Consider the following 23,598-nt stretch of genomic DNA (forward strand, 5'->3'; position numbering starts at 1 on the left):
CGCGGTGATCGCAATGCTTCATTCGGCCCTCAGATTTTGGCCGGCAACTCGAACAATGCCGCGAATCGAGCCGCGAGCGCGCGATCGCCGCCGATGCGCAGCCGGCCATCGGCCTCCATCGGCTCGGGCGGCATCTTGCCATAGAGAAAGGCGAGGATCGGCAGGGCTTGCTCGGCCTCGATCGTCAGATCCGGCTGCCCGGCATGGCCGCGGCTCACCTCGATCCTGTCCCCTCCCACCTCGGCGGAGAAATGGTCCGCGCCCAGCCGCAGGCCGAGCGCGAAGGCCAGATCGCCCATCCGCCCCGGCACCAGCAGGGTGCGCATCGACATCATCAGCGAAGCCCCGCTCATGAAGGCGGAGGGATCGTGCAGCGGCGAACGCGTGGCCCATTTGCCCAGCGCCATGATCGCCGTCTCGCTTTCACGCCCCCACGCCGTGAGATCATAGACCTGTACATTGGCGGGCGCGGGCAGCCGGCGGCGGATCAGGATCGCGGCCTCTTCCAGGCTTTCCAGCCGCTGCGTCAGCACGTTCGCGCTGATCCCCGGCAGGCTCGCCTTCAGTTCGCCGAAGCGGCGGGGGCCGTACATCAGCTCGCGCACGATCAGCATCGACCAGCGTTCGCCCACCAGCTCCAGCGCCAGCGCCGTGCCGCAGGCATCGTCATACCACCGTTTCGGCGTCCTTTTTTCGGCGTCAGTCACTTTTTCTAACTTCATAGTTGTTTTTAATAACTCACATTGTCATCCTGAGCAAATCGAATCGGCGCAAAGGAGAGTGACGATGGCGAAAACGATCTTCGTGAACCTGCCCGTGGCGGACGTGGCGAAGGCGACCGCCTTCTACGAGGCGATCGGCTTCGAGAAGAACGCGATGTTCTCCAACGAGAAGGCGTCGGCAATGGTCTGGTCCGACGCGATCTACGTGATGCTGCTGGGCCATGATTTCTATCGCACCTTCACCAGCAAGGAGATCATCGACGCGCGGACGGTGAGCGGCGCGCTCTACGCTTATGCGTTCGACAGCCGCGCCGATGTGGACGCCTTCACCGAAAAGGCGCTGGCGGCGGGCGGGCGCGAGTTGCACGATCCGGAGGATCTGGGCTTCATGTATTCGCGCGCCTTCGAGGATCTCGACGGCCACGGCTACGGCCCCTTCTTCATGGATATGGCGGCCGCCGCGCAGACGATGGGCGAGGCGGCGGAGCAGGTTCCGGCCTGACCGCACGCGGACCCGGCCGCGCGACGAACGGATCCGCGCGCCCGTGCGTTCAACCGAAAACGGGAGAGAGAGGATGAAACCTGTCATCACCGCCTATGACTGGGTGCCCGATTTCGCCAAGGGCCAGGTGCGCGATCTGCGCGTGCGCTGGGCGCTGGAGGAAGTGGGCCAGCCCTATGACGTGCGCTATCTGAGCCAGGGCGCACAGAAGCGGCCCGAGCATCGCACCCTGCAACCTTATGGTCAGGTGCCGACCTATGAGGGCGATGGCACCGCCCTTTTCGAATCCGGTGCGATCGTGCTGCACATCGCCGAAACGCGGGCCGGGCTGCTGCCCGCCGACCCCGCCGGCCGCGCCAAGGCGCTGGAATGGAGCTTTGCCGCGATCAACTCGGTCGAGCCCTTCATCATGGATCATGCGATGTGCACCGCCTTCGAGGCGGACAAGCCCTGGTCCGCGCCGCGCCTGCCGGGCGTGGAGAAACGGATCGCGGATCGCTTCGCCCGGACGGCCGATCGGCTGGGCGACCGGCAATGGTATGACGGCGCGTTCAGCGCGGGCGATCTGCTGATGATCGCGGTCCTGCGCATCATGGACGGGGATCCGCTGTTGAAGGCGCAGCCCATGCTGGAAGCCTATGTGGCGCGCGGGACGGAGCGCCCCGCCTTCCAGCGCGCGCTGGCGGCGCAGATGGCGGGCTTCACCGGCCAGCCGCCGGCCGGCTGGCGCGAACCGCCAAGGCAGGAGGCGGGGGCATGACCTACGTGCAGGGCTTTCTCACGCCCGTGCCGATCGCCAACAAGGCGGCCTATCGCGATCATGCGGCAGGCGCGCTTCCACTGTTCAAGGAATTCGGCGCGACGCGACTGGTGGAAGCATGGGGCGATGATGTGCCGGCGGGCAAGCTGAACGATTTTCACGGCGCGGTGCAGCGCCGCGAGGACGAAGCGGTGCTGTTCAGCTGGATCGAATATCCCGATCGCGCCGCCTATGACGCCGCCGTCGAGAAGATCATGACCGATCCGCGCATGGGCGAGATGCCTCCCCTGCCCTTCGACGGACAGCGCATGATCTATGGCGGCTTCGACGTGATGATGGACGAGGGGCCGGGCGGCGACATGGGCTATGTCGATGGCTTCGTGCTGGCCGTGCCGGCGGCCAATCGGGAGGCCTATCTGAGCCTGGCCCGCACCGTTTGCGCGATTTTCCGCGATCATGGCGTGACCCGCTATGTCGAGGCCTGGGGCGACAATGTGCCGCACGGGCACATCACCGATTTCCATCGCGCCACGCACGCGGCCGAAGGGGAAACGATCGTCTTCTCCTGGGTTGAATGGCCGAGCCGCGCTGTGCGCGACACCGGCATGCAGACCTTCCTGGCGGATGATCGGATGAAGACCCCGCCCGCCGACATGCCTTTTGACGGCAAGCGCATGATGTTCGGCGGATTCGCGCCGATCCTCGATCGATAAGGCCTCATCGGGAAGGCGACCAGCAAGGAGAGAGACGATGCCACGCAACCATCATGGCGAATGGATCTGGTACGAGTTGCTGACGAGCGATGCGGACGCGGCGCAGGCCTTTTACGAGAAAGTGGCAGGCTGGACGATCGCCCGCGCCGTGCTGAACGGCGAGCCTTCCCCGATGGATTACCGGATCCTCACCGCGCCTGACGGCCAGAATGCCGGCGGCCTGATGAAGCTGCCCGATGGCGCGCCGATGCGGCCGACATGGCACGGCTATATCGGCGTGGACGATGTCGACGCGGCGGTCGACGCGATCGAGGCGCGGGGCGGCAGGCTGCACATGCCGGCGATGGACATGCCCGGCGTGGGCCGCTTCGCCTTCCTGGCCGATCCGCAGGGCGTGAACATCTATGTGATGCGTGGCGAGCCGGACGAGCGCAGCACCGCTTATGATCGCCGGGCGCCGGGCCATTGCAGCTGGAACGAGCTGATCGCGCCGGATGATGCGGCGGCGCTCCATTTCTACGGCACGCTCTTCGGCTTCGTGAAGGAAGGCGCGATGCCGATGGGCGAAATGGGGGAATATCATTTCCTGCGCACCGCTCATGGCACCGAGCCCTTCGGCGCGGTGATGCGCCAGCAGCCCAACCAGCCCGTGGCCGCCTGGATCTTCTATTTCCGCATCGCGGATGTGGATGCGGCGGTGGAGACGATACGGGCCGAAGGTGGCCAGGTGGTGATGGGGCCGATGGAGGTGCCCGGCGGCGAGCGTGTGATCCTCGCGATCGATCCGCAGGGTGCCGCGGTCGGCTTCGTCTCCGCCCCGATTACCTGAGGCGGCGGCGATGGAGAAGCTCGTCACCTGCCTCTGGTTCGATCATGGCGAGGCGCGCGAGGCCGCCTCATTCTATGCGAGCGTCTTTCCCGACAGCCATGTCGGACCCGTCGCGGCGGCGGCGGCGGACTTTCCGGGCGGCCATCAGGGCATGGAGCTGACGGTGGAATTCACCGTTTTGGGCAGGCCCTTCCTGGGCCTCAACGGCGGCCCGATCTTCCAGCCCAACGAGGCGGTGAGCCTGATGGTGCAGACCGAGGATCAGGAGGAGACGGATCGCTACTGGGACGCGATCGTCGGCAATGGCGGCGTGGAGAGCGCCTGCGGCTGGTGCAAGGATCGCTGGGGTTTTTCCTGGCAGATCACGCCGCGCGCGCTGAACGAGGCGATGGCCTCGCCCGATCGCGCGGCCGCCAGGCGGACGATGGAGGCGATGATGACGATGCGAAGGATCGATGTGGCCGCGATCGAGCGCGCCTTCCGGGGAGAGGATGCATGAGCGATGCGCTGGAGCTTTCCATCGAACGGCTGATGGGCGTGCCGGTCGCGGCGCTGTGGAAAGCCTATACCGATCATCTGAACGAATGGTTCTGCCCGCCGCCGTGGCGCGCCGAAGTGCAGGTGATGGATCTGCGCGCGGGCGGCCGTTCGGCCGTCACCATGTATGGCCCGAACGGCGAGGTGATGCCCAACGAGGGCGTCTATCTGGAGGTGGTGCCCGAGCGGCTGATCGTGTTCACCGATGCGTTCCAGCTGGGCTGGAAGCCGGCCGGTCCGTTCATGGTCGGCTTCTTCGAATTCGAGCCGCAGGGAACCAAGACGCTCTATCGCGGCCGCGCGCGCCACTGGAGCCGGGACGCCTATGAGCAGCACAGGGCGATGGGCTTCGAACAGGGCTGGGCCAAGGTGGCCGAGCAATGGGAAGAGGTGGCGAAACGGATCGGGTGACGGAAAGGCTTACGCGAAAGCGGGCGCTTTCCGGAGAAGCTGATAGGCCTCGATCACCTTTTGCAGCGCGCCTTCGTGGCTGCGATCCCCGCCGTTCCGATCGGGATGATAGCGGCGGACAAGCTCCGAATATCGTTCGCGCAGCGCGCGGCGATCAGCATCCACCTCCAGCCCCAGCACCTTCAGCGCCGTGCGATCCTCGCCCGAAAGCGGCCGCCCATCCTTGCGCTCCTCCGGCCGCGTCGCGCGGAAACGCGCCTGGATTGCATCCAGCGGATCGTGGAAATCGGCCCATTTGGGCGGCAGATCGGCGCCTGCGGCAGAGAAAGCGCGCGTCTCCCGCTCCCAGCCCGCATAGGGCCGCTGCTGGGCGGCAATCTCCTCCGCCGTCATGCCGGAGAAGAAATTATAGCGCTGATTGAACTCGCGAACATGATCCAGGCACAGGAAGCGCCAGTCGCCCGGCCCATCGAAATCGGAACGATGGCCGCTTTCCAGCGGCGCGCGAAACTCGCCCGGCTGGGAACAGCCAGGTGCCGAGCACATCCGCTCGCCCGGCACCCGGCCGTGAAAGCGTGTGTTCCGTGCCCCGTCCGCCACCTTGTCATCTCCCCGGCAAAACGACCTATATAGGGGCGATGAGCGAGCAGAAAACCGGGCCGGTCGCGGCCGAGATCGAGCGCAGCCTGCGCTCCGCCCTTTCCCCCCAACGGCTGGCCGTGATCGACGACAGCGAGAAACATCGCGGCCATGCCGGCCATGACGCGCGCGGCGAAAGCCATTTCACGGTGGAGATCGTGGCGGAGGCCTTTGCCGGCCGATCCCGCGTGGACCGGCACCGCATGGTCAATCAGGCACTGGCCGGGCTGCTGGCCGAACGCGTCCATGCGCTGGCGATCAAGGCCAAGGCTCCGGCCGAAGCGTGAGCGAGGCTCCGCGCGCGCTGCGCCCCGCCTCGCGCATCCTGCTCGTCGATCCGGCGGGGCGGGCGCTGATGTTCCGCTTCGTGCCTTCGGATCGCCCGCCTTTCTGGTGCACGCCGGGCGGGGCTGTGGATCCGGGCGAGAGCTATGAGCAGGCGGCGGCGCGCGAACTGCGCGAGGAGACCGGGCTCATGCTGGATTGCGGCGCGCAGGTCGCGCGACGGCAGGTGGAATTCGTCACGATCGAAGGCGTGCCCGTCTCCGCCGACGAGCGCTATTTCCTCGTCCGCGCGCCGGATACCACCGTGGCGACGGACGGCCATACCGCGCTGGAACGGGCGGTGATGCAGGAGCATCGCTGGTTCGATCGCGCGGCACTGGCGGCGCTTGGCGAACCCTACTTTCCTGCGGACCTGCCGGAGATGCTGGCGGAACGGGGCATATGGTGATCGCGGCGGCCGATAGCCGGCCTATCCCCGCTCCCAGCTGATCCACGCAGCATGGGGATGGGCGGAGCCGAGTCGCTCCGTCTCGCCCGCGCCCGGCCATGACCGGATGGTGAGTCCATGCGTCTTCAGCGCGCGCTCGCCTTCATAGGCGACCCAGCCGAGCGGGCGATCCGGCGTCGCGGCCGCGCCGGCCATGGCCATCGCCGCCTCGATCCGGGCCTGCCCCTCCGGCGGCAGATATTGCCAGACGATACTGTGCATCAGCACGCGCGCCGTACCTTCGGGCTGCGGCTCGGCGAGGCGCGCCTCCACCCAGTCGGCCGCGTCCCCCTCCCCCAGATGCGGCGGATCGGCGCGCGCCATTTCGATCGCCCTGGTCGTCCGCTCGATCCGGTCCTGCTGATCCACCCACACATAGGCCATCAGCCGCTCGGCCGATTCCTCGCTGGAAAGATCGATCGGCGTCTTGTCGACGCCGCGCACGCTGGCAATCTCGATCCGCACGTCGGGCGGCGGCGCGCCGCGCCATTCGGGTGCGATCAGGATCTCCGGATTTTCCGGGCCGACACGCACAGCGCCCAGATCGAAGCCGTAGCGATCGATCATCAGGTTGAGCCCCGCGCTCGATCCGATCTCCAGCAATTCGAAGCGGACGGGCGTGCCCAGCCCGTGCCGGAAACGATCGGCCAGAGCGAGCAGGCCCGACATCAGCACGGCGGAGCGCGCCGCCTCGTTCGTCTGGGGCGGCCCGTCGAGCCACGCCCAAAGCGCGTCGTCATGCGCCGCCAGCGTTTGCGCGATCACGGCCGCGATCACCGCCGGATCATGCTCCTCATCCTCGAACAGCGGCACCAGCGCCGGCGCGCGCCGCGCGCGATACAGAGCGTGGACACCGCCGACGAGCCGGAGCGGCAAGGCATCCGCGATGGGATCGCCCGGCCAGCCGAGCACCCGCGCGCCCGTGCGCGTCGTGTGATCGAGCGCGTCGGCCAGGCCGGAGCAGACACGCGTGATGATCCGCATCCCGCTCTTGGCGCAGAATTCCGCCTGCCAGCGGAAGGAATCGCGATTGCGTGCATCGTCGGCCATGCGCCGGCATTGCTCCTCCGGAGGGGGCCGAGTAAAGCGCGCGCTCCCATGAGCCAGCCGCTGATCATCGCCGTCCCCAAAGGCCGCATCCTTTCCGAGGTGATGCCGCTGTTCGCGCATGCCGGCATCCGGCCCGAACCGGCCTTCAGCGACGAGGGCAGCCGCGCGCTGCGCTTCGCCACCGATCGCGACGATATCGGCCTGATCCGCGTGCGCGCCTTCGATGTCGCCACCTTCGTCGCCCATGGCGCGGCGCAGATGGGCGTGGTGGGATCGGACGTGCTGATGGAGTTCGATTATTCCGAACTCTATGCGCCCGTGGATCTCGACATCGGCCATTGCCGGCTTTCGGTGGCGGAGCCCGCCGACATGGCCATGAAGGATGATCCGCGCGGCTGGAGCCATGTGCGCGTGGCCACCAAATATCCCAACGTCACCCGCCGCCATTTCGAGGCGCGCGGCGTGCAGGCCGAATGCGTGAAGCTGAACGGCGCGATGGAGATCGCCCCCGTTCTGGGCCTTTCCAGCCGGATCGTCGATCTCGTCTCGAGCGGGCGCACGCTGGCCGAGAACGGGCTGGTCGAGGTGGAGCGGATCGCGGACGTCTCCGCGCGGCTGATCGTGAACCGGGCCGCCTTCAAGACGCGCGCCGCGCAGATCCTCCCGCTGATCGAGGCCTTCCGCGCGGCGGTGGAGACGAAAAGTGCCGCTTAGGCTGAATGCGGAAGCGCCCGATTTCGCCGCCGCGTTCGACGTGCTGGTCAATGCGCGGCGCGAGGCGGACGAGGATGTGTCGCGCGATGTCGCCGCGATCGTCTCTGCCGTGCGCGCGCGCGGCGACGATGCCGTGCGCGACTATACGGCACGGTTCGACCGGCATGATCCGGATGCCGGTGGCTGGGAGGTGGACCGCGCGACGCGACGCGCGGCGCTCGACGGACTCGAACCCGATCTGCGCAGCGCGCTGGAGCTCGCGGCCGAGCGCATCACAGCCTATCACGCCGCCCAGCGGCCCGCCGATCGCGACGAGATGGATGCCGCAGGCGTGCGCCTCGGCGCGCGCTGGCGGGCGGTGGACGCAGCCGGCCTCTATGTGCCCGGCGGGCGCGCCGCCTATCCCTCCTCCGTGCTGATGAACGCGATTCCCGCCAAGGCGGCCGGAGTCGATCGGCTGACGATGGTGACGCCCACGCCGGGCGGCGAGATCAACCCGCTCGTGCTGGCGGCGGCGGAAATCGCCGGCGTCGACGAGATCTTCCGCATTGGCGGCGCGCAGGCCATCGCCGCGCTCGCTTATGGCACGGACAGGGTGAAGCCGGTCGATGTGATCGTCGGCCCCGGCAATGCCTGGGTGGCGGAGGCCAAGCGCCAGCTTTTCGGCGTGGTCGGCATCGACATGGTCGCCGGCCCGTCCGAAATCGTCGTGGTGGCGGATGGGCAGAATGACCCCGCATGGATCGCGGCCGATCTGCTGAGCCAGGCCGAGCATGATCCGACCAGCCAGTCCATCCTGTTCACCGACGATGCGGCCTTTGCCGATGCCGTCGCGGCCGAAGTGAACGCGCAACTCGCCCGGCTTCAGACAGAAGCCACCGCCGGCGCCGCCTGGGATGCGAACGGCGCGATCATCGTGGTGCCGGCGCTCGATGCGGCGATGCCGCTCGTCGACCGGCTCGCCGCCGAGCATCTGGAGTTGGCCGTGGCCGATCCGGATGCGCTTTTCGCCCGCGTGCGCCACGCGGGCTCCGTCTTTCTTGGCCGCCACACCCCCGAAGCTGTGGGCGATTATGTGGCCGGCCCCAATCACGTGCTGCCCACCGGGCGGCGCGCGCGTTTTTCCTCGGGATTGTCAGTGCTGGATTTCATGAAGCGAACCTCTTTCATCGCCTGCACGGAGACGAGCCTGCGGGCCATCGGCCCCGCGGCCGTCGCGCTGGCCCATGCGGAGGGGCTACCCGCCCATGCCGCCTCGGTGGCGGTGCGGCTGTGAGCGGCGCGCCCAACGCCCGCTCGCGCTCCCGCTCGGCGGCGCGCCTTGCCGCCGTGCAGGCGCTCTACCAGCAGGAGATGGAGAATACGCCGCTCGCGCGCCTGCTCGACGAATTCCACCAGCATCGCCTGGGCGCCGAGATAGACGAGGAGCGCTACGAACGCGCCGAAGTCGCCTTCTTCGATGATCTGGTGCGCGGCGTTTCCGCGCGCGCGGAGGAAATCGACGCGACGATCGAGGCGCATCTGGCCTCGGGATGGAACCTCGCCCGGCTGGATCGTCCGCTGCGGCAGATCCTGCGCGCCGGCACCTACGAACTGATGGCGCGGATCGACGTGCCGACCGCCGCCGTCATCACCGAATATGTCGACGTGGCCGATGCCTTTTACGAAAAGCGCGAGACCGGCTTCGTGAACGGCATTCTCGACAAGATCGGCAAGAAGCTCCGCGTCTGATCATCCCGCGCCGGGCATGAGCGGGATCCACCAGGTCTCACCCGCCTCGAGCGCACGGAAGCGCGCCGGATCGATCCGCTCGCGCCGGAGCGCGATCCCCAGCTTGTCGCGCGGCTCGTTCACCCCCTCGGGCGTCAGTTCGAACGTGCCCCAGTGGACACCGAGCGCATAGGCCGCGCCCAGCTGGCCGAACGCCCGCACCGCATCGTCCGGCCCGATATGATTGTCGGTCACGGGGCCGGTGAAATGATAAGCCCCGATCGGGAGCAAAGCGAAGCGCACCGGCCCCGCCGCGCGCGCCTCCGGCGCCCAGCGCATGTCGCCCGGCCCCGTATCGCCGGCATAATAGAGGTTGCCGCCGGGCAGCGTGATCGTGAAGCCGATCCAGAGCGAGCGATCATGATCGCCCGGCCCGTGCGCGCTCCAGTGATGGGCGCGGTTCACGATCACATCGATGCCGGGGCGGAACGGAACGCGGCCGCCCCAATCCCGCGCGACCGCCTTGATCCCGTATCGCGCCAGCAGGCGATCATTTTCGAGGCCCGTCACGATCAGCGGGCGATCGCGCCGCCACAGGCGCTTCATCGTCCCCGTATCCAGATGATCATAATGATCGTGGCTGAGCAGGATCAGATCGATGGGTGGCAGATCGGCCAGCCGCACGCCCGGCTGGCGCACCCGCTTCGGCCCGGCGAAACTGACGGGCGAGGAGCGCTGCGCCCAGACCGGATCGATCAGGATGTTCAGCCCCTGAGTCTGCACCAGCACGCTGGAATGGCCGATCCACGTGACCAGCATCGCGCTGCCCGGCACGCGCGCGGGCGGACGTGATGGCGTGACAGGCAATGATTTCGGCCATGTCCGATGGCCGGGCGAGATCATCCGCTCCAGCATCGACACGCCATGCCGGCTCTGGTCTCCGCCCGTGCCCTGCCGGCCATCGGGATTGAAGAAGCGCTGGCCATCGAAATGATCGCTGGGAGGAAGCGCGCCGAGTGCGATCCTCGGCACCGCGCAGCCACCCAGCGTAATCGCGGCCAGCAGGGCGGATCCGCGCCGGATGACGTCGCCCCGCCGGCCGCCGCGCACCCTCACTCGGCGGCGGCCGCCACCGCAGGCTCCATCCGCTCGGCGCGCACCACCGCATCGGCCGCGCGCAGCGAGGCGAGGATGCGCGTCAGATGCTGGAGATCATGAACCTCGATCAGCGCCTGATAGGTGTGGAAGCCGGCATCGCGCTGGGCGAGATTGAGATTGACGATATTGGCGCCCTGCGTGCCGAAGATGCCCGCCATCACGGCGAGCGATCCCGGCTCGTTGCGGACGACGACCTGGAGCCGCGCCGTGCCGCCCTCGCTGCCATCCCCCCAGGCGAGATCGATCCAATCCTCCTCGGCCGCGCTCGCCAGCACCGGGCATTCGATCGCATGCACCTCCACGGGGGCATGCGGCAGGCGCACGCCGACGATGCGATCGCCAGGCACCGGCGTGCAGCAGGGCGCGAGCGTGAAGGCCACGCCGGGCGTGAGCCCCTTCATCGAAATGGAGCGCTGGGCCGCCCCCGTCTTGGCCGGCGCCTGCCCCTCGCCGGTGGAGCCCGGCATCAGCGCTTCCATCACCTGTTCATCGGTGATCTGCCGCCGCGCGATCGCGCCCATCAGCCGATCGGCATCGGGCAGGCGCAGCCGCTTGAGAGCGAGCGCGAGCGCATCCGGCCCCAGCTGCGCTGGCAGGCGTGCGACGATCCGATCATAAAATTGCCGGCCGAGCGCCACCGATTCCGCCTGATCCTTCTGGCGCACATAGCGCCGGATCGCCGCGCGCGCCTTGGCGGTGACGGCGAAGCTCTCCCAGGCGGGCTGCGGCTCCTGCGCCTTCGATTTCAGGATCTGCACCTGATCGCCATTGTTGAGCGTGGTGCGCAAGGGCACGACCCGGCCATTCACCTTGGCGCCCACCGTCTGATCGCCCAGATCGGTATGGACCGCATAGGCGAAATCGACGGGCGTGGCATTCTTCGGCAACTGGATCAGCTCGCCCGCCGGCGTGAAGGCGAAGATGCGATCCTGATACATCGCCATGCGGGCGTTTTCGAGCAGTTCCTCCGGGCTGGCGGCGGTATCGACCAGCTCGACCAGATCCTTCACCCAGCTGCCATAGCTTTCGCCGCGCATCGGCTGGCCCTGCTTGTAGGCCCAGTGCGCGGCCACGCCATGTTCAGCCTGCTCGTGCATCTCCCGCGTGCGGATCTGGATCTCGATGCGCACCCGTTCCGAATGGATCACGGCGGTGTGCAGCGAACGATAGCCGTTGCGCTTCGGCGTCGAGATATAATCCTTGAAACGGCCCGGAATGGTCGGCCAGCGCTGGTGGATGATGCCCAGCGCCTGATAGCATTGCTCGATATCCTCGACGATCAGGCGGAAGGCCATGATGTCGGTCAGTTGTTCGAAGCTGACATGGCGTTCGGCCAGCTTGCGCCAGATCGAGAAGGGCTGCTTCTCGCGGCCCTGCACCTCGGCCTTGATGCCCTTCTGCCCCACCAGCAGCTTGAGGCCGGAGGTGATGCGCGCGACGCGATCACCCGCACCCGCCCGCAATTGCTCCATCCGCCTGGTGATGGAGGCATAGGCTTCGGGCTCCAGTTCCTTGAAGGCGAGCGTCTGCATCTCGCTCATGAAGCTGTACATGCCGATCCGCTCGGCCAGCGGCGCATAGATATCCATCGTCTCGCGCGCGATGCGGCGGCGCTTTTCGGGCTTTGGAATGTGATGGAGCGTGCGCATGTTATGAAGCCGGTCGGCCAGCTTCACGAGCAGCACGCGGATATCGTCCGACATCGCCAGCAGGAACTTGCGGAGATTTTCGGCGGCGCGCTCGCTCTCGCTCTGCGCCTCGATCTTGGAAAGCTTGGTGACGCCATCGACGAGGCGGGCAACGGCAGGCCCGAACTTCGCCTGTATCTCCTCCTGCGTGGCGACCGTATCCTCGATCGTGTCGTGGAGGATGGCGGTGGCGATCGTCTCGTCGTCCAGATGGAGATCGGTCAGGATGCCGGCCACCTCGATCGGATGGCTGAAATAGGGATCGCCCGACGCCCGCATCTGGCTGCCATGCGCGGCCATCGAAAAGACGTAGGCGCGATTCAGCAGCGCCTCGTCGGCGGCGGGATCGTAGCTCAGGACCCGATCGACAAGCTCATATTGGCGCAGCACACAGCCAAGATGGGGCGCGGGCGCGCCTCAAGGCAAGCGCCGATCCATATTTTCGCGCCGGAGGAGATACGGGATCGAAACGGGCGTGACCGGGGAGGCACAGTCCGGCCGGTTGTCACGCACACGGACGCGCACGGAAAAGGGCGGCCGTGGGCCGCCCCGTCGAGGGTTTCGGGCTCCCGCTTTTCGCGGGAGCGCCGGCCTTATTCGTAATCCGCGCCGAGGCTCTGGTTGCGCGGCGGAGCTGCGGCGGTGAGGCGCAGCGCCTCGGCCGAAGCGGCGAGAGAGCCGACCGCGTCGGGCGCATCCTCATCGTCGATCTGCACGCGCTGCAGATTGGAGACGACCATCTCCTGAAGCTCGTCGGGAAGCACGGTCTCCTCGGCGATCTCGCGCAGCGCGACGACCGGATTTTTATCGCGATCGCGATCGATGGTCAGTTCGGCGCCACCGGAAATCTGGCGCGCGCGTTGAGCGGCCAGCAACACGAGGTCAAAACGATTGGGAATCTTGTCGACGCAATCTTCGACCGTTACGCGCGCCATGGAAACGCCTCGCTCTTCAAATTTCGGGCTTTCGGAAGGACCGGCGATCTAATGAACCACGCCCCGGAAGTCAATCTTTCCGAAGGGGCAGGCGATGCGCCCTGCTTCGAGGTCGATGGAAATCGCCTCCGGCCGCTCATCGGCGGCAGCGAGAGGCTGGAGGCCTTGATCGCGCTGATCGATGGCGCGCAAAGATCGCTGAGGCTGCTTTACTACATCTATTGCGATGATGCGGCCGGGCGCCGGGTGCGCGCGGCGATGCTGGCGGCGCTGGGACGGGGCGTGCGAGTGCGGCTGATCGTCGACGGTTTCGGCAGTTCCGTGCCCGACGATTTCTTCGATGGCGTGGCCGGCGCCGGCGCCGATGTCTGCCGGTTCCTTCCGCGCCTCGGCCGACGCTATCTGCTCCGCAACCACCAGAAGCTGGCGCTGGCGGACGAAGCGCGCGTCATCATCGGCGGCTTCAACATACAGGACGATTATTTCGAGGACGTCACCGGCTGGCGCGATCTGGGCCTGTGGGTGGAAGGCCCCGCGGCGAAGCGGCTCACCGGATATTTCGACGCGCTGGCGGAATGGACGCACCAGCCGAGGCCCCGCCTGCGCGATCTGCGCGCGGCGCTCGGCCGGTGGAGCGAGCATCGCGGCGGCAATGTGCGCTGGCTGCTCGGCGGCCCCACGCGGCGGCTTTCCCCCTGGGCACAGACCGTGAAGCGCGAGATCAAGCATGCCCGCCGGCTGGACATCATCTCCGCCTATTTCGCGCCTCATCCGCTGATGATGCGGCGGATCGAGCGGGTGGCGGAGCGCGGGGGGACGACACGCGTCATCACGCCATCGCGATCCGATCATGCCGTGGCGGTGGCGGCCGCGCGCCATCTGTTCAGGCGCATGCTGAAACGCGGCGTGCACGTGTTCGAATATCAGCCGCAGCGCCTGCACACGAAGCTCTATGTGATCGACGAGGTCGTCCACATCGGATCGGCGAATTTCGACATGCGCAGCCTGTTCCTGAATCTGGAACTGATGCTGCGCATCTCGGATCCGGCCTTCGCCGCGCACATGCGCCGCTATTTCGAGGGCGAGGTGGCCGATTCGAATCGGATCACGCCCGCCCTGGTGGCGCGGGCAGGCCTGCTCGACCGGCTTCGCTGGGGCATAGCCTATTTCGTGATGGCCGTGCTGGACGCGAACGTGACCCGCCGACTGAACTTCGGCGGGGAGAAACTGGAGTTCTGAGCCGGCCGGCAGTGATCGCCCCGCCGGACAGAGAAGCAGCACGAAGCGGCGTTGGCGGATTTTCGGCCAGCCCCAGGCAGGCATCGATCGGTTCGGCGGGTTCGCCCTCGATTCGTCGCAACGGCGGGAACGGCGAAGCAGCGGAACCGTTTTATCCAAGCCCCTCAGAGGGTTATAACCACAGGAGAGTAGATCATGGCGAACAATAACGCCGGCGGCGAACAGCGCCCCGGACAGGCCGACCGCAATCAGCAGCAGGATCGCAACCAGCAGGCCGATCGCCAGCAGAACCAGCAGAATCGCGATCAGCACGATCGCGATTCGAAGGATGGCGACAAGGCCGGGCGCGGCGATCAGCAGGGTGGCGATCGCAACCGCTGAACCCAGGGGCCGGGGCCGCGATGCGGCCCCGGTTTCGCCATCTGTTCCCGCCGAAGCCCGAAAAGCATGCAAGGCGGCGCTGGAATCCTGCGCGGCCCGCGCATAACGTACCGCCAATATGTGGCAGCTCTATCAGTTTCCGTTGTGTCCGTTCTCGCGCAAGGTCCGGCTGCTGCTCGGCGAGAAGGGGGAAGGCTGCGAGCTGATCCGCGAAAGCCCGTGGGAGCAGCGCGACGAATTCGTCGACATGAATCCCGCCGGCCAGACGCCGGTGCTGATCGACAAGAGTTCCGGCCTGCCGCTGATCGATTCGTCGGCCATCTGCGAATATCTGGAAGAGACGATCGAGCGCGCCTCGATGCTGCCGGGTACGGCCGCCAACCGCGCCGAGATCCGCCGGCTCGCGGCCTGGTTCGATCACAAATTCCATGACGAGGTGGTGCGTCCACTGATGTTCGAGCGGATGGAGAAACGGCTCGTCCACCGCCTGTCACCTGACGCGAAGATCCTGCGCGAGGCGATGCGGGCGGCGAACAGCCATCTGGATTATGTCGACTGGATGCTGGATCATCGCCGCTGGATCGCGGGGCCGCTCTTCAGCCTGGCCGATCTCGCGGCGGCGGCGCACATATCCGTGGCGGATTATCTCGGCGGGATCGACTGGCGCGGGCATGAGCGGACCCGCCACTGGTATTCCGGCATGAAGAGCCGGCCGAGCTTCCGGCCGCTGCTGGCCGAGAGGATGGAAGTGATCGGCCCGCCGGACCATTACGACAAGCTGGATTTCTAGCGCGCGGCGGACCGGCGCGCCCATAAGATCAAAGCGGAAGGCGCTTCAGCAGATCATCCGGACACCGGTGCGGGCACAGCGAAGCACCGGGGCCGGCGACGCCGATGCCGGCCGGGCCGAAGCGGTGGCCGCCACAGGCGCGGCCGCCCGCGCAACACCCGTGATCGCGATCAGCGGGATCAGCATGAGGAGCGGCAGAAGCGGACGCAGGATGCTTGTCATGGGCCGCTTATAATGCGACCCGCATTGCCTGTGTGTTGCGGACTGTTAACGCGTCGTGACGCGAGGGCCGAGCAGCGCCATCAGCCTTTCGCAGCCCGCCTGATCCTCCGCATCGAAGCGCGACACGATCGGGCTGTCGAGATCCAGCACGCCGATCAGCCGGCCATCGTGCAGGATCGGCACGACCAGTTCGGACGCGGACGCCGCATCGCAGGCGATGTGACCGGGAAAGGCGTGCACATCCTCCACGCGCTGCGTTTCCCGCGTGGCGGCGGCGGCACCGCAAACCCCCTTGCCGAACGGGATGCGGATGCAGGCCGCCTTGCCCTGGAAGGGGCCGAGCACCAGCTCCCCCGCCACGTTGCGGTAAAAGCCCGCCCAGTTGAGATCGGGCAGATATTCCCACAGCAGCGCGGCGGCATTGGCCATGTTGGCGATCGGATCGGGCTCACCGGTGGTGAGCGCGTCCAGCGCCTGCTCCAGATCCCGATAGAGGGATGCCTTGTCGGCGGCGGCGATATCGAACTGATACATGAAGGCCCGTCCTATTCGATCCGGGGCTTGGCCCGGCCCTGCTTGATCGCGCCGCGCTGGGACTTCGCCTCCACCCGGCGGGCCTTGGCCGCCTTGCTGGGCTTGGTCTTCACGCGTCGTTCCGGGCGGATATGGGCCTGCGCGACCATTTCCGCGAGCCGCGCGCGCGCATCCTCGCGATTGGCCTCGCGCGTGCGGAAGCGGCGGGCCGTGACGAGGATCGATCCCGCCGACCAGCGGCTGCCGGCCAGCATCTTGAGCCGTGCGAACACATCCGGCGCGAGACCCAGCGCATAGACGTCGAGCCGCAGCTGGCACGCCGTGGCGACCTTGTTCACATTCTGCCCGCCCGGCCCGGTCGCGGCGAGGAAGCGTTCCTCGAGCGCGCCTTCGGGCAGAGGCGGCGGCTCAGGCGAGGCCATCCAGCGCCTCCGGACCGAAGCCATGCGCGGCGAAGCGGGGTGGCAGCGGCGCCTGCGCATCGATCGGCGGCTTGTTCGCGCGCGGAACATGGAGCCGCCACGCGTGAAGCATCATGCCATCCGCAGACGCCGCGCCATAGACGGGGTCACCGATGATCGGCCGATCGAGCCCGCTGGCGAGATGGACGCGCAGCTGATGCGTGCGCCCGGTTTCGGGCAGGAGCAGGAGCAGGGATTGCGCGCCGGACCGGGCGAGCAGGCGCCAGCGGGTGCGCGCGGGCCTGCCGGAACGCGCCGGCACGATCCGCCAGCCCTGCTCCGCCGTGCTCGTCTTGGCGAGGGGCAGGTCGATCTCCCCTTCCGACGGGACATCGCCCGCGACGATCGCGAGATAGGATTTGGCGACCTGCCGCTCCTCAAAGGCCACCCCGAACCGCCGCAGCGCCTTGGGATTGCGCGCGAGGAGCAGGCAGCCGGACGTATCGCGATCCAGCCGATGAACGGGCACGGGCGGCCGGGCGAACCCGAATCTCAGATCATCGAGCCGCCCCTCGAGCGATTCGCCACCCGTGCGGGGACGATCGACGGGGAGCCCCGCCGGCTTGTCGATAATCAGGGATTCTGCGTCTTCATAAAGGATGTTAAGTGGCGGCATTCGACCATTGTAGCATGCGATGTTCATGAAAAACCCTGTGCGGGACACCACCGCCGTTTACGATCGTTGACGAGCTGGTATCGTTTTTAAACGAACATTAACTTTTTCCGGTAATAAGTATGAACGACAGGCGGAGGGGCTCCGTCGGGGGTATGATAACGAAGGGTTAGGCACATGCGGGTTCTGCTGATCGAGGATGATCCCACCACGGCACGCAGCATCGAACTGATGCTCGGCGCGGAAGGCATCAACGTCTACACGACCGATCTGGGCGAAGAAGGCCTCGATCTGGGCAAGCTCTATGATTACGACCTGATCGCGCTGGACCTTAATCTTCCGGACATGACCGGCTATGAGGTGCTCAAGAAGCTCCGCGTCAGCCGCGTGCAGACCCCTGTGCTGATCCTTTCCGGCACCTCCGAGACGGACGCCAAGGTGCGCGCGCTCGGCTTCGGCGCCGACGATTATGTGACCAAGCCCTTCCACCGCGAAGAGCTGGTTGCCCGCATCCATGCGATCGTGCGCCGTTCGAAGGGCCACAGCCAATCCGTGATCCGCACCGGCAAGCTCGCGGTGAATCTCGATGCCAAGACCGTCGAGGTCGATGGCAGCCGCGTCCACCTGACCGGCAAGGAATATGCGATGCTGGAGCTGCTCTCGCTGCGCAAGGGCACAACGCTGACCAAGGAAATGTTCCTCAACCATCTCTATGGCGGGATGGACGAGCCCGAACTGAAGATCATCGACGTCTTCATCTGCAAGCTTCGCAAGAAGCTGAGCCTCGCCTGCAGCGGTGAGAATTATATCGAGACGGTCTGGGGCCGTGGCTATGTGCTGCGCGAACCCGAAGAGGTTTCGAAAGTCGCCTGATATCATGAACGCACTCGACAGCGCCCTCGCCTGATCCGCTTCATCGCGGATCCGGCGGGGCCTTGTCGGAGAGTTCATGTGGCCGGAGCGCGCAACACGCACCGGCACCGAATTCCGGAATGACGGGCGATATTCGATCGCCGATCCGCCCGTGACGCACAGACGTCTTCCATCCGTCATGTACGAGTCATCCAACGCCTTCAGAGGCGCAGCCACCTGGAGCTTTAGGGGGCTACGATGACAAACGGATATGATGACGGACTGATCGATGCGAACGTCAGCGCCAATCCCAGCATCCACGACATTATCGACCAGCGTTATTCGCGCCGGCAGACCCTGTTCGGCGGGATTTCCGCGCTGACGGTGGCAACGCTCGGCGGCATGGTTTCCGCCTGCGGCGGCGATGGCAGCACGCTCGCTTCCGGCACGGGCACCGTCGTCAATGCCGGCGCCGCGATGACGACGCGATCGGGCAAGGCCGTCACGCTTTCCGGATCCACCGCCAACGCCACCGCCGGCGCCGACGCATGGACGCAGGTGAGCGGCCCGGCCGTGACCTTCGACACGAAGACGAGCACGACCGCGACCTTCATCGCGCCCAGCGTCTCCGCATCGACGATCCTCACCTTCCGCTACAGCGCGAGCGGCAGCGGCGGCGCCGTCACCGCGGACACGACCGTGACCGTTCAGCCCGCGCAGATCGATTTCACGGCCGTTCCCAAGAGCCTCGACGATATCGTGAAGGTGCCGGACGGCTATTCCGTGACGGTGCTGTATCGCCTGGGCGATCCGATCAACACGGCCACCTCCGCCTTCGCGAACAACGGCACGGACAGCGGCTATTCGGGCCGCGCCGGCGATCATCATGATGGCATGTCCTATTTCGGTCTCGCCGCGACCGGCACGTCGCCCGATCCCACAAACAGCCTGCGCGGCCTGCTCGTGCTGAATCACGAGAATATCACCCAGGCCTATCTGCACCCGAGCGGCGCGACCAGCACCGGCGGCGTGCGCCCCGAGGCGGAGGCGCTGAAGGAGATGGAATGCCACGGCATCTCCGTGGTGGAGATCGTCCGCGCCTCCTCCGGCGGCGCGTGGAGCTATGTGCAGGCGGGCACACTCAACCGGCGCGTCACGCCGCTGACGGGAACGAGCTTCGCGGGGCCCGTGGCCGGCAACGCCGCGCTGCGCACCGCTTTCTCCCCCACCGGCGCCGCCGGGCGCGGCACGATCAACAATTGCGCCAACGGCTACATGCCCTGGGGCACGTACATGACCAACGAGGAGAATTGGGCCGGCTATTTCCGCCGCGAGACGGGCGATGTCGCCACGCGCGGCGGATCGACCGCCAAGGCCAATGTCGCCCTTGCCCGCTATGGAATCCCCGAAGGGCGCGCCGGCAATTATGGCTGGGCGACCGTTGCGCCCGCCGATACGACGAGCACTCTCTACCGCCGCTGGAACATCACCGCGCTGGCCGGCGCCGCCGCCGACGGCACGGGCGATTTCCGCAATGAGGCCAACCAGTTCGGCTGGTGCGTGGAGATCGATCCCTTCACCAGCACCTCCACCCCGCGCAAGCGCACGGCGCTGGGCCGCATGAATCATGAGGGCTGCTGGGCGGGCCGCACCGTGATCGGCGTGAAGCCCGCTTTTTACATGGGGGACGATGCCCAGAACGAATATATCTACAAGTTCGTCTCGGCCACGCCCTGGGTCGCGGCCGATGCGAGCCCCAGCGATCGTCTGGCGACGGGCGACAAATATCTGAACACGGGCACGCTCTATGTCGCCAGGTTCAACGCCGACGGCACCGGCACGTGGCTGCCGCTGATCTTCGGCCAGGGCGGCCTGACCGCGACCAACGCCACCTATGCCTTCGCCGATCAGGCGGACGTGCTCGTCAACGCCCGCCTCGCGGCGGACGTGCTGGGCGCCACCAAGATGGACCGGCCGGAATGGACGGCGATCAACCCCTCGACCGGCGAGATGTATTGCACGCTGACCAACAACAGTTCGCGCACCGTTGCCAATACGGATGCGGCCAACCCGCGCGCCTATACCGATCCGCGCACCAACGGCACCGTCACCAACGGCAATGCCAACGGCCACATCATCCGCCTGCGCGAAACAGCCGACACGACCGAGGCGGCCACCTTCGCCTGGGATATCTACGCATTCGGCGCGGGATCCGATCTCAATCCGACGAACATCAACCTTTCCGGCCTCGATGCGACCAATGATTTCTCGTCGCCGGACGGGCTCTGGTTCGGCCGCACGTCCAACGCATCCGGCCTCGTCAACCCGGTGATGTGGATCGAGACGGACGATGGCGCCTATACGGACGTCACCAACTGCATGCTGCTGGCCGCCCAGCCCGGCACTGTCGGCGATGGCGGCACGCGCACGATCACCAACACGATCGGCACGGCCAACGCCACGCAGGCGACGCGCATCGGCAAGGCGCCGGGGACGACGCTGCGCCGCTTCCTCGTCGGCTGCAAGGAATGCGAGATCACGGGCATCGACACCACGCCGGACGGCCGCTCGCTGTTTGTGAACATCCAGCATCCCGGCGAGAATGGATCGCCCAGCAACATCACCAGCAACTGGCCGGCCAACCAGAGCGGCACTGCGGCACCGGGCGTGCGCCCGCGATCGGCCACGATCGTCATCACCAAGAATGACGGCGGGGTGGTGGGCCTCTGACCCGCGCCGCAACGGGCCACGATGGAGGCGGCAGTTGCCGAAATGCTGCGCCGGGGGGACGAAATCCCGCCCGGCGCAACGCTTTTCGCAGGTGCACCGTTAGGCACTTGTGCAGCGCCGCGAGGCGTTGCAGTCTGCCCGTCGTCCTTCGAGACCAAGGAGCCCGATGACCTCTCCGGCCGCTTTTGATGAGATTTTCGGGAATGGCGGCGACCAGCCCCGAGCGGAGTTTTCCGCCTTGGGGGCGTGGCTGGAGGAAACGCCCGACAGCGAACTGGATCGCCGGCAGAAGGCCGCGGAGGCGGCCTTCCGCCAGCTTGGCATCACCTTCGCCGTCTATGGCGATGAGGAAAGCGCCGAGCGGATCATCCCCTTCGATATCGTGCCGCGCATCTTCACCGCGCCCGAATGGGAGCGGCTGAAGGAAGGGCTCGTCCAGCGCGTGGAGGCGATCAACGCCTTCCTTGCGGACGTCTATGGCCCGCGCAAGATCCTGGCGGATGGCGTGCTGCCGCAGGAACTGGTGCTCGCCAATCCCCAGTTCCGGGGCTTCCTGGCCGGCCAGAAGCCGCCCCACGGCGTGTTCGCGCATATCTGTGGCATCGATCTCGTCCGCACCGGGCCGGACGATTTCTGGGTGCTGGAGGATAATGCGCGCACGCCTTCCGGCGTTTCCTACATGCTGGAAAATCGCGAGGCGATGCTGCGCCTGTGCCCCGAAATCTTCCACCGCTTCAACGTCTGCCCGGTGGATCGCTATCCGGATCTGCTGCGCGATACGCTGCGTTCGGTCGCCCCGCGCGGGCGCGGATCGGAGCCCGTCTGCGTGCTGCTGACGCCGGGCCACTTCAATTCGGCTTTCTACGAACACAGCTTCCTCGCCGATTCGATGGGGATCGAGCTGGTGGAGCCGGCCGATCTGGAGGTGGACGACGATATCGTGTGGATGCGCACGATCGACGGGCGCGTGCGCGTGGATGTGATCTACCGGCGCATCGACGACGATTATATCGATCCGCTCTTCTTCCGGCCGGATTCGCTGCTGGGCGTGCCGGGGCTGATCGCGGCCTATCTGGCGGGCAATGTGGCGCTGGTGAACGCGCCGGGCACCGGCATCGCCGATGACAAGGCGATCTACAGCTATATGCCGGAAATCGTGAAATATTATTCGGGCGGCGAGGCGAAGCTGCCCAATGTGGAAACCTATCGCTGCCGCGAGCCGCAGGCACTGAAATACACGCTCGACAATCTCGAGAAGCTGGTGGTGAAGCTGGTGGACGGATCGGGCGGCTATGGCATGCTCGTCGGCCCCACCGCCACGAGGCAGCAGATCGAGGATTTCCGAGCCGCGCTGAAGGCCGAGCCGCACCGCTATATCGCGCAACCCACGCTTGCGCTTTCCACCGTGCCGACGCTCACCGAAAAGGGCATCGCGCCCCGCCATGTCGATTTCCGCCCGTTCGTGCTGAGCGGATCGGATGGCGTGCATATCGTGCCGGGCGGGCTGACGCGGGTCGCCCTCAAGGAGGGTTCGCTGGTCGTCAATTCCAGCCAGGGGGGCGGCACGAAGGACAGCCTGATCCTGAGTGACACGCCCGATATCTGCTCGCTTCCGCGCTCGACGGGCCAGTCGCAGGGGCAGGGCTGATGCTCTCGCGCACCGCCGCCTCGCTTTACTGGATCGGCCGCTATGTGGAACGCGCCGAGTTCACCGCCCGCCTGATCGAGGCGACCGTGCGGCTGGATGCGCTTTCCGCGCGCCCGGCCGGCGCCACCGCCTGGGAAAGCGCGCTGCTGGTGGTGGGCGCCGACCGGGGCTTCGCCGCCACCGGCGCGGATCTGCGCCCGCGCGAGGTTTCGAACTTCCTGACGCTTGCGGCGAACAATCCCAGTTCGATTCGCGCCTGCCTCGATGCCGCGCGCTGGAACGCCAAATCGGTGCGCACGGCGCTGACCCGCGATGCCTGGGAAACCGTCAACCGCGCGTGGCTGGGCCTGCGCAACGTGATCGACATGGGCGACACGCGCGAGACATTGTCCGTGATCGAGCGCATCCGTGCCGAAACCCGCGGATTCGAGGGCGCGCTCCACCGGATGCTCCGCAACGAGGCCTATGCCTTCCTGGGGCTGGGCGCCGCGATCGAGCGGGCGGACAACACCGCGCGGCTGATCGACGTGAAATATCATCTGCTGCTGCCGGAAGGCGAGAAGGTGGGCGGCGTGATCGATCGCGATCAATGGACGACCATCCTTCACACCGTTTCGGCCAATACCGCCTATCGCTGGCTCTATCATGACGAGCTCAAGCCCTGGCTCGTCACCGACATGCTGATCCTGAAATCGGAGCTGCCGCGCAGTCTTTCCGGATCGGCGGACGAGGTGCTCGGGCATCTCGCCTTCATCGGCAAGCGGCTGGGGCGGCAGGGCGAGGCCGACCGGCTTGCACGCCAGCGGCAGGCCATGCTCGCGCGCACGAACATTGACGGCGTGTTTGGCCAGGGCCTGCACGAATATCTCGAAGCGTTCCTGATCGAGAATGCGCGGCTGGATCGCGCCATCGCCGCGCAGTTCCGCTTCGGATGATCCCCGGCCGGGCGGCAGATCGCCACGCGGCCCGCCTTTCGCGGCATGACGGC

The 23,598-nt window shown here is 66.8% G+C and carries 27 protein-coding genes and 2 pseudogenes; 19 read left to right on the forward strand and 10 right to left on the reverse strand.

The window, feature by feature from the left end:
- Positions 1–29: 29 nt before the first annotated feature.
- On the reverse strand, positions 30–707 hold the full coding sequence (locus DI605_RS01645) for a helix-turn-helix domain-containing protein (protein ID WP_293968304.1): 678 nt from the start codon (positions 705–707) through the stop codon (positions 30–32).
- 79 nt (positions 708–786) lie between these two features.
- On the opposite strand from DI605_RS01645, the gene DI605_RS01650 reads away from it, so the two are divergent.
- The 7 genes and pseudogenes from DI605_RS01650 to DI605_RS01680 all read left to right on the forward strand — a co-directional run bounded on the left by DI605_RS01650 (position 787) and on the right by DI605_RS01680 (position 4,474).
- On the forward strand, positions 787–1,224 hold the full coding sequence (locus tag DI605_RS01650) for a VOC family protein (RefSeq protein WP_293968306.1): 438 nt from the start codon (positions 787–789) through the stop codon (positions 1,222–1,224).
- 73 nt (positions 1,225–1,297) lie between these two features.
- Complete coding sequence (locus tag DI605_RS01655) at positions 1,298–1,984, forward strand: glutathione S-transferase family protein (protein WP_293968308.1); 687 nt, start codon at positions 1,298–1,300, stop codon at positions 1,982–1,984.
- A pseudogene (locus DI605_RS01660) lies at positions 1,981–2,310 on the forward strand (DUF1428 domain-containing protein); the annotation flags it as partial. The gene DI605_RS01655 and the pseudogene DI605_RS01660, both read left to right, overlap by 4 nt.
- A 51-nt stretch (positions 2,311–2,361) precedes the next feature.
- Positions 2,362–2,697: pseudogene (locus DI605_RS01665) on the forward strand (DUF1428 domain-containing protein); the annotation flags it as partial.
- Positions 2,698–2,734: 37 nt separating this feature from the next.
- The gene (locus tag DI605_RS01670; protein ID WP_293968311.1) at positions 2,735–3,526 is read left to right on the forward strand and encodes a VOC family protein; all 792 of its coding nucleotides are present in this window, start codon (positions 2,735–2,737) and stop codon (positions 3,524–3,526) included.
- A gap of 10 nt (positions 3,527–3,536) precedes the next feature.
- Positions 3,537–4,025, forward strand: a complete 489-nt coding sequence (locus DI605_RS01675) for a VOC family protein (protein ID WP_293968313.1) — start codon at positions 3,537–3,539, stop codon at positions 4,023–4,025.
- Entirely contained in the window at positions 4,022–4,474 is a 453-nt protein-coding gene (locus tag DI605_RS01680; protein WP_293968315.1) for an SRPBCC domain-containing protein, read from the forward strand. Before DI605_RS01675 ends, DI605_RS01680 begins: the two co-directional genes overlap by 4 nt.
- A 9-nt stretch (positions 4,475–4,483) precedes the next feature.
- Here the strand turns inward: DI605_RS01680 and DI605_RS01685 are convergent, their stop codons facing one another.
- Positions 4,484–5,020, reverse strand: coding sequence for a J domain-containing protein (locus DI605_RS01685; protein WP_293968868.1), 537 nt, complete (start codon positions 5,018–5,020; stop codon positions 4,484–4,486).
- A gap of 92 nt (positions 5,021–5,112) precedes the next feature.
- Between DI605_RS01685 and DI605_RS01690 the strand changes: the two genes are divergently transcribed.
- Both DI605_RS01690 and DI605_RS01695 read left to right on the forward strand, forming a co-directional pair.
- Complete coding sequence (locus tag DI605_RS01690; RefSeq protein WP_293968318.1) at positions 5,113–5,400, forward strand: BolA family transcriptional regulator; 288 nt, start codon at positions 5,113–5,115, stop codon at positions 5,398–5,400.
- Complete coding sequence (locus tag DI605_RS01695; RefSeq protein ID WP_293968320.1) at positions 5,397–5,846, forward strand: NUDIX domain-containing protein; 450 nt, start codon at positions 5,397–5,399, stop codon at positions 5,844–5,846. The genes DI605_RS01690 and DI605_RS01695 overlap by 4 nt, the downstream gene beginning before the upstream one ends.
- Before the next feature lie 21 nt (positions 5,847–5,867).
- Here the strand turns inward: DI605_RS01695 and DI605_RS01700 are convergent, their stop codons facing one another.
- On the reverse strand, positions 5,868–6,935 hold the full coding sequence (locus tag DI605_RS01700) for a DUF2332 family protein (protein WP_293968323.1): 1,068 nt from the start codon (positions 6,933–6,935) through the stop codon (positions 5,868–5,870).
- A gap of 48 nt (positions 6,936–6,983) precedes the next feature.
- On the opposite strand from DI605_RS01700, the gene hisG reads away from it, so the two are divergent.
- The 3 genes from hisG to nusB are packed head-to-tail and all read left to right on the forward strand — an operon-like array spanning position 6,984 to position 9,380.
- Positions 6,984–7,649, forward strand: a complete 666-nt coding sequence (gene hisG / locus DI605_RS01705) for an ATP phosphoribosyltransferase (protein ID WP_293968326.1) — start codon at positions 6,984–6,986, stop codon at positions 7,647–7,649.
- On the forward strand, positions 7,639–8,925 hold the full coding sequence (hisD, locus tag DI605_RS01710; RefSeq protein WP_293968329.1) for a histidinol dehydrogenase: 1,287 nt from the start codon (positions 7,639–7,641) through the stop codon (positions 8,923–8,925). Before hisG ends, hisD begins: the two co-directional genes overlap by 11 nt.
- A complete protein-coding gene (nusB, locus tag DI605_RS01715; protein WP_293968332.1) occupies positions 8,922–9,380 on the forward strand; it encodes a transcription antitermination factor NusB in 459 nt (152 codons plus the stop codon). The genes hisD and nusB overlap by 4 nt, the downstream gene beginning before the upstream one ends.
- Here nusB and DI605_RS01720 read toward each other — a convergent pair whose 3' ends face one another.
- From DI605_RS01720 to rpoZ, 3 genes are all read right to left on the reverse strand, one after another.
- Positions 9,381–10,475 carry an MBL fold metallo-hydrolase gene (locus DI605_RS01720; protein ID WP_293968335.1) on the reverse strand — a complete coding sequence of 365 codons (1,095 nt, stop codon included), beginning with the start codon at positions 10,473–10,475 and terminating at the stop codon, positions 9,381–9,383.
- Positions 10,472–12,595, reverse strand: a complete 2,124-nt coding sequence (locus DI605_RS01725) for a bifunctional (p)ppGpp synthetase/guanosine-3',5'-bis(diphosphate) 3'-pyrophosphohydrolase (RefSeq protein ID WP_293968338.1) — start codon at positions 12,593–12,595, stop codon at positions 10,472–10,474. Before DI605_RS01725 ends, DI605_RS01720 begins: the two co-directional genes overlap by 4 nt.
- Before the next feature lie 203 nt (positions 12,596–12,798).
- Positions 12,799–13,140, reverse strand: a complete 342-nt coding sequence (rpoZ, locus tag DI605_RS01730; RefSeq protein ID WP_293968340.1) for a DNA-directed RNA polymerase subunit omega — start codon at positions 13,138–13,140, stop codon at positions 12,799–12,801.
- A 51-nt stretch (positions 13,141–13,191) separates the two neighbouring features.
- On the opposite strand from rpoZ, the gene DI605_RS01735 reads away from it, so the two are divergent.
- The 3 genes from DI605_RS01735 to DI605_RS01745 all read left to right on the forward strand — a co-directional run bounded on the left by DI605_RS01735 (position 13,192) and on the right by DI605_RS01745 (position 15,550).
- Positions 13,192–14,379, forward strand: a complete 1,188-nt coding sequence (locus tag DI605_RS01735; protein WP_293968343.1) for a phosphatidylserine/phosphatidylglycerophosphate/cardiolipin synthase family protein — start codon at positions 13,192–13,194, stop codon at positions 14,377–14,379.
- A 195-nt stretch (positions 14,380–14,574) separates the two neighbouring features.
- Positions 14,575–14,760 carry a hypothetical protein gene (locus tag DI605_RS01740; protein WP_293968346.1) on the forward strand — a complete coding sequence of 62 codons (186 nt, stop codon included), beginning with the start codon at positions 14,575–14,577 and terminating at the stop codon, positions 14,758–14,760.
- 118 nt (positions 14,761–14,878) lie between these two features.
- Positions 14,879–15,550, forward strand: coding sequence for a glutathione S-transferase family protein (locus DI605_RS01745; RefSeq protein WP_293968348.1), 672 nt, complete (start codon positions 14,879–14,881; stop codon positions 15,548–15,550).
- A gap of 45 nt (positions 15,551–15,595) precedes the next feature.
- On the opposite strand, the gene DI605_RS01750 is transcribed toward DI605_RS01745, so the two are convergent.
- The 4 genes from DI605_RS01750 to DI605_RS01765 are packed head-to-tail and all read right to left on the reverse strand — an operon-like array spanning position 15,596 to position 17,410.
- Positions 15,596–15,772, reverse strand: coding sequence for a hypothetical protein (locus tag DI605_RS01750; protein WP_293968351.1), 177 nt, complete (start codon positions 15,770–15,772; stop codon positions 15,596–15,598).
- Between the two features lie 45 nt (positions 15,773–15,817).
- Positions 15,818–16,306 (reverse strand): GAF domain-containing protein, encoded by a 489-nt coding sequence (locus DI605_RS01755; protein ID WP_293968353.1) that lies wholly within the window; start codon positions 16,304–16,306, stop codon positions 15,818–15,820.
- Positions 16,307–16,317: 11 nt separating this feature from the next.
- Entirely contained in the window at positions 16,318–16,728 is a 411-nt protein-coding gene (arfB, locus tag DI605_RS01760; protein ID WP_293968356.1) for an alternative ribosome rescue aminoacyl-tRNA hydrolase ArfB, read from the reverse strand.
- Positions 16,715–17,410 carry an RluA family pseudouridine synthase gene (locus DI605_RS01765; RefSeq protein WP_293968359.1) on the reverse strand — a complete coding sequence of 232 codons (696 nt, stop codon included), beginning with the start codon at positions 17,408–17,410 and terminating at the stop codon, positions 16,715–16,717. Before DI605_RS01765 ends, arfB begins: the two co-directional genes overlap by 14 nt.
- A gap of 147 nt (positions 17,411–17,557) precedes the next feature.
- Here DI605_RS01765 and ctrA point away from each other — a divergent pair, with 147 nt between their 5' ends.
- The 4 genes from ctrA (at position 17,558) to DI605_RS01785 (ending at position 23,545) form a co-directional block, all read left to right on the forward strand.
- Complete coding sequence (gene ctrA / locus DI605_RS01770; protein WP_293968363.1) at positions 17,558–18,253, forward strand: response regulator transcription factor CtrA; 696 nt, start codon at positions 17,558–17,560, stop codon at positions 18,251–18,253.
- A gap of 237 nt (positions 18,254–18,490) precedes the next feature.
- On the forward strand, positions 18,491–20,962 hold the full coding sequence (locus DI605_RS01775) for a PhoX family phosphatase (RefSeq protein WP_293968366.1): 2,472 nt from the start codon (positions 18,491–18,493) through the stop codon (positions 20,960–20,962).
- A 166-nt stretch (positions 20,963–21,128) separates the two neighbouring features.
- On the forward strand, positions 21,129–22,610 hold the full coding sequence (locus DI605_RS01780) for a circularly permuted type 2 ATP-grasp protein (RefSeq protein ID WP_293968369.1): 1,482 nt from the start codon (positions 21,129–21,131) through the stop codon (positions 22,608–22,610).
- Positions 22,610–23,545, forward strand: coding sequence for an alpha-E domain-containing protein (locus DI605_RS01785; RefSeq protein WP_293968371.1), 936 nt, complete (start codon positions 22,610–22,612; stop codon positions 23,543–23,545). The genes DI605_RS01780 and DI605_RS01785 overlap by 1 nt, the downstream gene beginning before the upstream one ends.
- Positions 23,546–23,598: the final 53 nt, after the last annotated feature.

The sequence above is a fragment of the Sphingomonas sp. genome (assembly GCF_003248515.1).
GTDB lineage: Bacteria > Pseudomonadota > Alphaproteobacteria > Sphingomonadales > Sphingomonadaceae > Sphingomonas_I.